At 59.4% G+C, this 12,510-nt stretch carries 5 protein-coding genes; 3 read left to right on the forward strand and 2 right to left on the reverse strand.

Annotation, left to right across the window (positions count from 1 at the left end):
- Positions 1–564 precede the first annotated feature (564 nt).
- The 3 genes from GIB19_RS02950 to GIB19_RS02960 are packed head-to-tail and all read left to right on the forward strand — an operon-like array spanning position 565 to position 6,468.
- Positions 565–1,863: a hypothetical protein gene (locus tag GIB19_RS02950; RefSeq protein ID WP_274883437.1), complete on the forward strand. Its 1,299-nt coding sequence runs from the start codon at positions 565–567 to the stop codon at positions 1,861–1,863.
- Entirely contained in the window at positions 1,860–3,752 is a 1,893-nt protein-coding gene (locus GIB19_RS02955; protein ID WP_258641914.1) for a hypothetical protein, read from the forward strand. Before GIB19_RS02950 ends, GIB19_RS02955 begins: the two co-directional genes overlap by 4 nt.
- Positions 3,745–6,468 (forward strand): DEAD/DEAH box helicase, encoded by a 2,724-nt coding sequence (locus GIB19_RS02960; protein WP_274883442.1) that lies wholly within the window; start codon positions 3,745–3,747, stop codon positions 6,466–6,468. Before GIB19_RS02955 ends, GIB19_RS02960 begins: the two co-directional genes overlap by 8 nt.
- Before the next feature lie 151 nt (positions 6,469–6,619).
- On the opposite strand, the gene GIB19_RS02965 is transcribed toward GIB19_RS02960, so the two are convergent.
- Both GIB19_RS02965 and GIB19_RS02970 read right to left on the reverse strand, forming a co-directional pair.
- A complete protein-coding gene (locus tag GIB19_RS02965) occupies positions 6,620–9,964 on the reverse strand; it encodes a DUF2357 domain-containing protein (RefSeq protein WP_258641909.1) in 3,345 nt (1,114 codons plus the stop codon).
- On the reverse strand, positions 9,954–12,509 hold the full coding sequence (locus GIB19_RS02970) for a chromosome partitioning protein ParA (protein WP_258641908.1): 2,556 nt from the start codon (positions 12,507–12,509) through the stop codon (positions 9,954–9,956). The genes GIB19_RS02965 and GIB19_RS02970 overlap by 11 nt, the downstream gene beginning before the upstream one ends.
- Position 12,510: the final 1 nt, after the last annotated feature.

Consider the following 12,510-nt stretch of genomic DNA (forward strand, 5'->3'; position numbering starts at 1 on the left):
AAAAAACATTTGGACAGGGCTCTGGGGCAGTATTTGTGGTTTGCAGAAGCAGAAATGTACCCCCAGAAATACCCTTCGATACCCCCAGCAGGATGCGCGATCGAGAATGGCGATTCCTGACAGCTGTCGTGGTGGTGCACCCTGGACTTCAGAGTAGCTACATGGCGAGAGGGCCAGAAGCAGGGCGAGGCCGCGCCTTTAGGGGGCGCTTGCCTCGAGCGGCAGCTATATCCACCCTGACTGTGTGATAACGGCCCGAGCACATCAAATATGAGGGGAGGTGGATTAGCCCTGCGGATCCAGAAGATGAAGCGCGGATCATTTTTTTTCACTACCCCGGAGCAGGGCATCCTGGCTTGAAAAATACCCTGCTCGACGACGGCACCGGCCTTGACAGTGATAGTGGCAAAATGCAATTTTTCGGGCCGGGTTGGATCCAGCCAGCTTCAAGGGCGGATACAAAGGGATTGTCCGTTTTAGAGGTATCCGGGTGTGTTGCTAGATGCTTTTCTGACCGAGTACGACGAAAGCCTCGGTAATGAACTGAATATCGACCCCTTGGGGTTGCAGGTGATCTGGTCTGGGTTTGGCCAGCAGATTTTCCAGAACCGGATCAGTTCCATTTCCAACGATATCCGCAATTTCACCCTGAACCTGTTCAATCACTTCTTGATCAAGAGCCTGGTCGAGGACGACTCGATTGCGCTAGGCATCGGGTTGAGGAAGATCTACAACGGCAAACACGACCTCAAGTTCAAGCATGCCTGTTTGGTGTACTTGGAAAACCTCAACGTCTACAGCGTCATCGCCCATGAAAATACCGCGGGCCTCGAAACCACTGGCGTGCTGGGGATCAGCAAGGCGCGAAGAGTCTGGTTCGACAGTACAGGGAACCCTTCGCTCACCTTCAGCCATGTCCCCGAAGCGCAGGTGCTGGTTCGGCAAACCCTGCTGGGCGTGAGCGGCCGCTACAAGACGCCGTTGGTGGAAATGGGCTTCTTCGACCGTCACTATCGCTACAACCTGCCCACAGCCACGCTGCTGTGGAAAGACGTAGATGCGTTGATCAGCAAAACCCCAACGCTTTTTCGTCTCTACAACCTCCTGCGTCCTCACTTGAAAGACCTGCTGGCAAGCAGTCGCAGCCAGCCTAAGACTGCCTTCCAGGACATACCAGCAACGCTTCCCAAGGCTATGGTCGAGGCCTTTGCGTCATCGGCGGCGGTAGGTGCCAGAACATGCGATTTCTGGTTGTCCATCACAGGCCTGGATCGGGGTGCCCCGGGAGCCTTGTATAACGTGTTGAGTTCGCCCAAGCACGGCGACGGGTCTGCTGCGAATGTCTTCGAGGAGGCGATGAAGCAGCCGCTGGCGAAAGACGCACAGCGAAAGCTCGCGCATGTACGCTTGCTGGAACCGCTGCTCAGCGAGGTGGACCTGTTGTTCCACCTGATGCTGGCCGAGAAGTCCCAGCCCGTCAGAAGGGTCTGGCAGCGCTGGAAAGCCTTGGGGCGTAATACCTCGACCCTGGCCACCTGTGCGGCAGCCATCAATGCAGACACGTCCATGACGACGGTGCTTTCCACTACCGGGCAAGCACGTCTGCAAAGTTTGTTGAACGTGGCAGGGCAGGGCGGTGCCGACGCACAGATGGACGCATTGTTGAGCTATCACGCGCTCATCATGGAAAGTCGTGGCCAGTCGCCGTGGGTGACCCGGGCAGATGGTAACCAGCTAAAGATTCATGTGCGGCCCCGCAGTGAGCCGACCCCTGCCGAGCGACCGTTGGGTGGCTGGGTGCACCAGTACTACATTCCCCAGTTCCGGCACTTGCTTGCGGGCTTGCACGGGGTGGCCGCATGAAACTGATCGAGGCCTTCAAGCAGCAACTGAAGGAAATGGGCGAGCTCAAACGGGTCTGGCTGACCACCTTCAACCTCAATCTGGGTTTTGTCGAATCCCATCTGCTGCCGGCAGTGCTGAATATGGACCCGCCGCGCAACCGCCTGGACTTCGAAGGTTTCCAGACACACCTGGTTGAGAAAGACATCGACTTCCGGGTGTTCTGCGACAAGCGAATGATGGGGGCCGACCAGTACAAGCGCACGGCCATCAACGTTCACTGTGTGTCTGCTCGCGCCCTGAACACTTACCCTGGTTTTACCGAGCACACGTTGTTTCATCCCAAGCTCATCTTTCTGGAGAGTAAGAAAGGGGACATGGTGTTGGGTGCGGGCAGCGCGAACCTGAGCGTCGGCGGCTGGGGGCGCAATCAGGAGGTGTTCACCTTCCAGCGCGTCTGCAATAACGAGCAATACAGGCAGATTCAGAAGTTCTTCGATGCCTTGGCCGAGCCTCTGGAGCTTGAGCTCCGCTGGCGCACCCAGCCTCGTCTGGCCGAGGGGCGTGATTGGCAATTCGTGCACAGTTTCGACAAACGCACCTTCCTTGAGCATCTCATGGTGCAGGACCGCATCACCTCGCTGCAGGTCTGGTCCCCCTACCTGGCGGCCGACATGCCCGACTTGCTGGAGCGACTCCGGGCGCAAACAGGTAATCCTGATTTGAAGGTGGCTCTGGTCGCAGACCGCTTGGAGGGCCGGTACCTCCGGACGCCCTGGAGCGAAGCGTTGGCGGCCTGCATCAAGACGGACGCGCTCGCGTTCCACAAAAACCCGTCTGCGCCTGATCCGCTCACCGAAATCACCCATGCCAAGGCCTGGCTCTTTCACACCCATCAGGGGGGGCGCCTGGCGATCGGCTCGTGGAACTTCACCCATGCCGGGACCAGCAGTTTTGATCAGCGCAATATCGAAGCCGGTATCGTGCTGAACGTCAAACGCAACGCAGACATGCTGGGAGCGCGCATTGGCGTCACCGAGGCCGATTTTGCCAGCGACCAGTTGTTGGCGGAGGATCGCCTGGATGTGCCGCAAGAGCTGCCCTTCGACCTGCAGGTGCACTACGACTGGAAGCGTGCCTGTTTTTCGGTATCAGGCAATTGGTGGGTAGACAAACCCGGCAATCTTTATTGGCTGAAGTTGCCGGGTGTAAGCGAACCGATACCCCTGCAGTGGCGCACACGGCGCCAGCAGGGCAAGTGGTTGCTGATACCGATCGAGCAGGTGACGCCGGATAACGAGGCCATGCTCGCCGACCATAGCTACGCCATTCTTCTGCGCAAGAAGGGCCCAGCGGTGTTTAGGGGCATCATTGTCGAGAGCGACCAGTCGTTCCGGCGTGTACAAGGTTTCGAATCGCTGAAGGACCTGCTCGACAGCCTGGTGGCCGGGGTCGATCCGAACAGCGATAACAACACCGTGTTGCGTGCCTGCCTGCGCAATGGTGCCGGGCCGGATGAGGACCCAACGGCGCCTTCACCTGTCATCGAACAGGACGCGTTGTCTTACTTCCGGTTGTTCCAGGCAATCGAGCAGTATCGCGAGCGTTTGCGCGCAGCTTCCGATATCGAACAATGGGCATTCGTTCATCCGGGCTGCCTTCAGGAACTGGCGGCCAAGGCACGCCAGCAGATTAGCGGCAGCCAGCCCAGCGTGTTCAACTGGTTCCTGGCCCAGGAGGTCAATTCGCTTCACCAACTGGCCGCCGGGCTGTACCGCAAGGCCGGGCACCGTAAGCCTGGGGACGAACTGTGGTCGACACTGAAGGTGCAGACGCCGCGCTTGCCAAAGGAGCTGCAAAGAAAGCTGGCCTATGTTCGCCGCGTGCAGAAGGAGTGTGGCTATGCGTGAAATCGACTGGGGTGGTTTGAAGCCGGAACAGGTCGCGAACTGGATCAACTTCGACGCAGGCAATGACGCGTGGCAGTACTCGGGCCAGGACATCTCCATGCCCGCCCGGCAAATCGAAGGTGTTGCCGGTTTGTGGAACAAGTTGTCCATGCACAATGTGGCATTGCTGGCCGATGAGGTCGGCATGGGCAAGACGTTCCAGGCATTGGGCATCATCGCGTTGCTGTGGAAGCTGAAGCCCAATGCCAAGGTGCTGGTCATGGCTCCCAGGGAAGACATCTGCCACCAGTGGGCGCGTGAGTATGCCGCGTTCCTGCGCGATCACTATAAAGGCGGTTCGCACCTGACCTGCAATGGGCCTGAGAAAAAGCCGTTGCACGAGGCGCAGATTTACAAGCGGCTTCGTGAACTGAGTGATGCGGTGAAGGAGGGCAGCGGGCAGTTTTACTTCACCACTATCCATTCCCTCAGCAACCTGGTTGAGTGGCAGGACAAGCAATCGGGTGATGTGGCCGGCAAAGCCCAGGTTGAGGCTGCCAGGATTCACCGTGAGCTCAAGTCATCGCTGGGAAACAAGGGTTTCGACCTGGTCGTTGTGGATGAGGCTCATTATTTCCGTAATGCCGATGGCGGTTCTCAACGTGCCAAGGCCGCACGAAAGTTCTTCGGGGAAGTGGGGGGGCGGCTCGCACAGAAAGTTTTGTTGCTTACCGCGACGCCCAGCCATTCCTCGCTTCGGGACATAGCCTCCATTCTCGGCTACTTCATCGACCCACCGGCTGACGGGTCGCAACCCGCTCCGGATAAGCTGCTGACCCAGTACGCATTGCGTCGTTTGCGCCTGATGCAGGGGGCTGAGGGTTACCGTAACAAATATAACTACCGTCATGAAAAAACGCTGCCAGCCAGTTTCCATAACAACCCCGAGGCCGAGATGTTTTTCGCGCTGTACCAGAAGAAGCTGGTGCAGCAACAAGGCCATAAGAGTGGCGGCCGCAGGTTCCTGTACGGCTATCTCGAAGGCTTCGAGTCCGTTGGTACCCAGCCAGGTAGCGCGGCCAGCGCGACCGCACCGCTGGAACAGGAACACTCCGCTCAGGCATTTTCCGGTGCTCCGGATACCGGGATCCTGACTCAGCTTACCCAGCTGCACCGTGAGTACTTCCAGAGCCACCCTGATCATCCCAAGTACGATACGCTGATGCATGAATGTCAGCCCGAGGATGTCTTCGACACGCGATTACCATTGCACGAGCACAAGCACCTGGTATTTGTGCGGCGGATCGCTTCGGTGCGGGAGATTACCCAGCGCATGAACGCGGACAGTGACCTGAAGCTGGCGCGGCGTATCGTCCAGGCCTGGCGTCCGGAAGACTCGGAAAGGCTGTTGAAGGGGTGGCAGAAGAAGAACTGGTCGCGGGCGTTTTTCAGCCGGTATGTCTGCCAGCAGACGGCCGAAGAATCGGACGACGAGGATCTTCTTCACGATGACGACCAGGCGCAAGCCATTGATGGCCTGGAGGGTGATGAAAAACTGGCCTCGCACATTGCTGGCCTGTTCGTGGTCAAGAAACAGGGAAAGGACCGCAGTACGGATTGCTCGAACTTCAGCTTGCGCTTGCGCAAGCCGGACAGTCTGTTTTCGTTGTTGCTGGAGCCGGCAAGTGACTACCGCAAGGGCGGATACACCGGGTATGACCGCAAGCGCGTGGGCGAGCGTAATCGGGACGACTATGGCGGTGCGGCGCTGCGAGCGCGTCTTGTGCTGCACGGGGAACACGCGTCGCCAGCGGGTGAACAATACGAAGAAATGATGCCGACCTTGTGGGGCCTGATGTATGAAGGGTTGCCTGATGCCACACGCCGGCGGCTGGAGGCGTGGTTGGCGCTTGGGCCACACGGCCGAGCGATTGCAGAAAATTTCGCCAATTATGTAAAAGCGGGTTTTCTGTTTGCCAGCCCGGTCATCATTGAGCTCTACAGTTGGTTCACGGAGTTTCGTCGCCAGCATACGGGGGGCGATGTTCAACGTCGTTATCTGGATTTCATCGATTGGCTGAGCCCGCGCCTTCACGACTCGTTGATTCGGCAGTACTTCATTGCGGCCTTGGATTGCTTCGAGCAGATCTGTGGAAAGATCACGGCCCACGGACTGGCCGACTGGAAAAAGGACTGGCGCATTCTTACCAGCCTGCAAAGCCCTGCCTGGTACGCCAGTAGTCATTCCGGCGATCGCCGGCGCTTGATTCTCGGTTTTAACAGCCCGTTCTACCCCAACGTGCTGGTAGCGACTTCGGTCTTTCAGGAGGGTGTGAACCTGCATCTTCAATGCAGCAAGGTGCACCACTACGGAATTGCCTGGACACCCGGTGACAACGAGCAGCGTGTCGGGCGTGTGGACAGGTTGTTCGGCCGGGTGAACCGGCAATTGCAGGAGAAGGGCGAGGCTGAGCTGGCGATCCACTATCCCTATCTCGCGCAGTCGTTCGACCAGGAACAACTGGCTTCATTCGTGCTTCTCAAATACGCGGTCGAGGCGCGCATGGATGCCTGCCGACATACGTCGTTCGATGATGAAATCGACTTGCGCCATGTTGCCGATGACTGGAAGCGATACCTGCGAACGCCAGTGAAGGGGATGAATTCGGCGGACCCGTTCCCTGCGTGTTTTGGCACGGGGTCGGTTCCATTGGAGGCCTATAGTCCGAGTGAGTGAGGTTGGGAAGGAAGTTGCTGAGCTGGGCATACGGACACAGCATGCCCAGCAAGCGCGGCCTTCCCGTTACTCCCGCGTACGAAGCCTTCCAACGCCCATCGTCGACCACAACCTCACCAAACCCAGGCACCTTCGCCTGGGTTTGCGCTGATCATGCGTCCTGACTGTCGGAAATTCTGGTGATGTGGATCGCGTTCGCGCCATCGTCGCCGGTCAGATAAAGGCGCAGGGCAAAAAGCAGGTCCGGGGTATGATCACCTTCGGGTTTTTCGATATTGATCTGTACCCGGCAAGACAAAGCGACAGTCGATTGTGCAACGAGTTCGCTCACCCGCTCGACGCTGCGGGCCAAGGCCTTGGTGATCTGCTGATGAGGCTGGAGCAACATCCTCAGTTGCATATCCGCTGCATCTCGCGTTCGAAGCACACCCAGCAGGAGTTCAAGTAACTCGGTGGTTGTGCGCATCCAGTTGACAGCAGCTCTGTTGTCATCGGCACCTTTTATTCCCGGGCATGGATTGATCTGCCCCAACGCCAGGTTGAGAGACTTCAGCACCATTGTCATTTGGGTCGCTTCGAATTGTTCAACAAAGTGCCGGTCTCGCCAGATCGCACAAGCGAAGGTGCGCAGAACGCTTTCCGTGATGTTGCGCATGAGGCCCGAGAAAAGCGCCCGCTGCCAGGGTTGATCCAGGCGTCCCAGGGCGAAGCCAATGGCTTGTGGGTTGCGAATGCTGCCGTTCTCGAGCTGCCCGGACAGATGCTGGATGAAGCCACTTGGGACGTTCTTGTGCATGCAACACATCAGCACGAGAATTACACTTTTCACCGACGTTGGAAAATCGTTTTCCTGCAGCAGAGAAACGAGGTAGTCGATATTGCTGCGGGCTGCTTTGGCAAAAACACCGGGGCAGTCGATATCGTCGATGGAGCGACCATCGCGCCATATCTGGATGATGGGGTAATAGACAGATTTGCGGATCTGCATAACGAGATTCTTGCTGGTTGTTTCGTCGAACCGCTTGAGTCGTTCCACCTCCTCGTGATACTCGCCGGCAACCCGACGGCCAGAGCATTTGCCGCCCTGCTCATGGCGTTCGTATGAAATGGTGTCGCCAACGCCGAAGTCCGTGTACAGATGTCCGTCCAAGATATTTTTCTGATGGACGAACACTCGTTCCTGAGTGGCGCTGGTGGTAGCGAACGTGAAATAGCCTCCGTTCTTGTCAGGGCGCCACTCCTTGTTGATCACGGCCTTGGCCCTGGCCTTGGGACGGATGTAGATATCCTGGTCCAGTCGTGCGATCGCGCGGGTTATCCAGTTGAGCAAGTCAGTGGTTTCACTGCTGCCGGGTTTTGGCAAATGACGCAGATCGGCCCAGGCCATCGGAGCGGGGTACTCCGGAGCGGGGGCGTCGCTGACGACCAGGTCCCTGGTACGCCGCCAGGTAGCCTGCACCTGTGCAAACGCGCCATTGCGCGGCATGAAGGTCAGCTGATAGGGGGCGTCCGCACCGTATTCGAACGTCAGGTGGAGCGCACAGTCGACACTTTCCTTGAGTGGAAACGCGCAGGAGTCCAGGCGGGCCGAGTAGCCCAAGTCTTCGCGGCTGTCGCCCAGGAAGAGGGGGAACTGGTAGAACGGCCTGTCCGCCGGGAGGGTGAAATCTTCCTTTACCTCTATGCTGACTGGCCTGCCACGGATCGGCGTGACCGTCGTGCCACGGGACACCAGTTGGAAGCGCTGAGGACGTCCGTCCTTGAACACCTTGATCGTCAGTTCAGGTATCTCGTCGCGCCACAGGGGGATATCTCCCGCACGTTGTTGCAGCGTATGAAAATGAAGGCCTCCGGATACCGGGCTTTGCGTCACGGTGATGGCGAAGGCGAAGCCGCCGATGCGCGGGTCCTGTTTCAGCACCGAGTTGTCGAGGACGGGAGGCCTGGCGGCGATAGCTGGCGGTTGCCATTGGTTCTGGCCATCGATGGACGTAATGGCGCAGCCGGGTTCCGACTCATCCGCTGGGGTGTCCGAAATGATCACCGAAGGATGCCGCTCCCAGTAGAAACCTCTCGTTTCCGGGAGTTTGTCCTTGAGGGCCGGCTCGAGCCTGGCGACCAGTTTCGTGACGCAGGTTTTGCCGCCGACATTGTCGATCACGACTATCGGATAGCCAGCGCTCACTTTCGAGTAGTCCACGTGTTGAATCGCGGCGGCAATACTGCGCGGCAGGGGCACTGCGCCCTGGAAGCGAGCATTGAGATTGCGTCGGGTGACGTCGAGTTCGAAATCATTGAGGACATCGGGCACGAGCCAGATCAGCGTGTCGTGCCTGAACATTTCCTGCAGCCTGCCGGTGAAGGCGTGTGCGGCGCGCTCCAAGTGCTCGTGCGCGGCTTGGGAGAAGAACAGGTCCGTCGGGAATAGGGTCGTCACCTGCGGGTGCCGATAGATCGCGTCGGAGGTAAACAGGTCGAGTGCTACCTCGGCATCCTCGCCTTGCCATAGTTGCCATGCAAAAGAACCAGGTAGGTGCCTGGCCATTTTGCCCGCAGCATAGCGTGGGAGTGAGGTCGCCAGATCGACGCACACCGGTGTATGGATTTCGATCCTGGCGCCGCGCTTGATCTTTTCCTGTACCGACTGCATCGCGACGCTGTTGAACCAGGGACGGATCTCGAAGGTATCGAAGTCGAAGAAAACCGGCATGTCCGCCAGGTAGTGGCGGCCCTCGCTCCATATACGGCTGTAGGTGATCCAGCGATGCCGGGTCTGGCGACGTGCGTGGACCTCGGACAGGTCGCGAGCAGTGTCATCCTCCAGGGACTGCAGCCAACGCCAGGCGTCCCATACCTGTCGGTAATCGCGATGTGACAAAAGCGTGTTGTTGGGCGGCAGGTTCTCCCAGCGGCCAATGTCCCGCGCTTCGCCGGAGCGCAGCCAGGACAGAATCGTCAACAACAGGTCGTTCTGGTGTTCATGGCGCTCGACGCACAGCTCCAGGTATTGCGCCAGACGCACCATGCATGCCTTGAACAGGCGGTTCTCCGGCAGGTCGACGGACTGGGAGCGCCGAACGCCTTGCAGATAGGGGTTGCCTGCCAGCTTTTCCCTCAGTGTGCGTCCCGGGCGATTGCTCAGCTTGATGAAACTGTTGGCATCGAGTTCGCGTACCGCATGGGCGGGCAGTAAAGCGTGTTCCCGGCGAGGAGCCTCGTTGAGGCAGTGGACAAGCCGATCCACCGCCGCGCTGCAATGTTCGGTGATGCGCCATAGGCGGTCGCGGTACGGGGACCCGGTCTCGGGCGGTGAGTACCCTTCGATCCTGGCCAGAAACACCGACAGCGATTGCGGCAGTGCCTGCCCGCTCCTGGGGTCGAAGTCGACGGCATGGCAGAACCAGTCCGACTGCTCGAGCACCTCGCTGATGGCGGTGCTGTCGTGCGCCTTGTTGCGGGGCACGGAGTCAAGGCTCGACAGGTGCTCACTGGTCATGGCCGGTGATTCCCCCTTTCCTGGCGTTCTCCTCCAACGTCTTGCGCAGTTCGTCTCGTTTCTCCGGGGACCTCAGGTTCCAAGCCCTACGGCGCTCGTCAGGATCAGTCAGGCCGATGTTGAACAGTGACGGCGGTTCTTCCTGGGTGTTCGAGGCTGTGGGGGCAGGGTGGTCGACCTGTGTCGGCGCTGTTGACGAACCAGGCGCGTTGAGATAGTTCGCCGATTGCCAGATGAACTGGCCGTAGCCCAGTTCGCAGGCAATATCGAAGTCCTCGGTGAGGTGGAAAGGACGGCCAGCGATGCCCCTGTCCAACTGGTGGCGGATCTTGTCGAGGCAGTCGGTCTTGCTCTTGCCGCGGGTGTCGATGCCGCGGAGCTTGGGCATGACCTTCTGTACCAGCTGGTCTTCGAACGCAGTATGCATCGCCTCGGCAAGTCGGGATGGGGAGTTGTCATTCTTCGCCGCCCGGACCTCCGGGTAGTTGGCCATGTAGTACTCGATGGATTGCCATACCCGATGGCCAAGTGCCCGGCCAGCCACGCAGAGTGCTCCATTCAACGCCTCTATGAAGGCCATGTACGGCTTGACTTCGTCTTCCGAGAAGCTGCTGCCCTCTGCCAGCCAGCTTTGCCAGACGGATTTGTGCAGCGCCGGGCCGCGATTGCGCTCATCGAGCGGCAGCAATTTCAGGCGGCGTTTCAATTCGGTCGGCCGCGGGAAATTGACGATAATGGAGCGGTCCAGCACCTTGTCGGAAAGAGACTTGGTGGTTTCATCCTGGTTCATCGTTCCAGTCCACAACACATTCCGGCCCAGCGGTAGTTTGTAGGCTGGCATGCCTGCGCCGACCTTCACCGGCAGCCAGGGCACGTCGCTGCCTTTCCTGCCACGGCGCAGTTCGAGCTTGCTCAGGAATTCGGCAAAGTACAGCTCCGGATGGGCAAGGTTCATCTCGTCGAGCAGGACCAGGCACATGGCCTCGGACAGGCCGGGGTAGTCCTCGCTCCAGGGCTTCTGGCTCTGTGCGAGGAAGTTCAGCACCGGTTGGGCGTCGAATTTGTTGTCGATTGAGTTGAAGAAGCCGAGCATGGACTCCTGCGAGTCCCAGTTTGGCTGCACCGACAGCGGCTCGAAGAAAATGCCGCCGAAGTGGGCGTACAGGCGCGGCAGTTCGGACTTGCCGGTACCGGAGACGCCCGAGAGCACGGTCAGGGGCGACCACTCTGCGGTCTTCAGGGCCGTGTGGAAGGCGTTGAGGATCCGTGGGTTGAAACTCAGGCCGTAGTGGCTGCACGCATTGCCGATACCTCTGAGCCAGGTCAGCTCGTCGATCTGCGCCTTCACCGGCAGCCTGGCTCGGTCCACGGCAAAATGTGGCCGTTCGATTTCCTTGTGCCGCGCCTCGACCTCGGCAGGGCGTTCATAAGCGGCCCGCAGCCGGTCGAGCTCGACTTGCGCTTCGTTTGCCGCGCCTTCGAAGATCGAAGCCTTTTGCATCAATGACTGGTTTTCCGCAGTGAGCTCGGAGTTCTTCCGGCGTAGCTGACCGACCTGTTCATACTCCGCTTCCCTGATCGCGATCTGTCGCTCAAGCTCATCCGCCCGGGCCTTGTGGGCCTTGGTTTCGCTTTCAAGCGCGCGGGCTCTGTCGCGCATCTCCTCGGTGGGCCGGTTGGCGAGCTCTTCGCGCAGGCGCTTCAGTTCATCGGTCTGGCTGTTCAGGTTTCGCAGGATCTCGGACGGGTCCGTGTCCCCGAGCTGGCGTTTCAGGAGCTCGAACAGGCCCAGCAGGTCGGCCTGTTTGGCAACGGTTTCACGTAGGCGCCGGTTGTCCTCGATGCAGGACTGCTTTTGCATTTCCAGCGACCGGCGCTCTTCCTCCAGGTTGCTCTCGAGTTCGTCCGCGAATTTTTCACTACGCCGCCTGGCGTGCTCCTCGAGCCGCTGCTCCTTGCGTTCCAGGTTGCGCTCGGCGGCTTCCAGCTCCATCGCTCGCCCATGCACTTCGCCTTGCAGGGCGGTCAATGCACCCTTCTGCCTTGCCAGTTCGGACACTTCTGCATCCAGTCGCGCGCGGGCCTCGTCCTGTTGCCTGGTCCAGGCCTCACGCTGCCTGCTGAGCTCTTCGCGGATGCGCTCGCGCTCGGCGTCGCCGGCGGCCGACACTTCCGACAGGCGTTTGCCCCGGAGATTGGCAAGTTCCTCTTCCAGCGCCGATAGCTGCTGCTCGCGGATTTCCGACATCTGGCGCTCGCCCTCGGCGCGCTTCTGGCGCAATTCCGTATTCAAGGCTACGCGCTCTTCGTCATGGCTCGCTGCGCGTTGCTGTTCGACGACCTTGAGCTGTTCTACCCGCTTGCTGAGTTCGGCGGCTTTTCTGGCGAGGGCCTCTTGCTGGGAAGTCAGCCGCTGCTCTTTTTCCTCCAGGGTTTGCTGGCCCTTGGCAATAGCTGCTTCGCGGAGCGCGATTTCGGCGTCACGCAGCAAGTGCGCGGCGGCATCCTGCTTCGCGACGTCTTCCCTCTTGTCGGAGTGCTCCATT

It is taken from the genome of Pseudomonas sp. ITEM 17296, assembly GCF_028895205.1.
Lineage (GTDB): Bacteria > Pseudomonadota > Gammaproteobacteria > Pseudomonadales > Pseudomonadaceae > Aquipseudomonas > Aquipseudomonas kermanshahensis.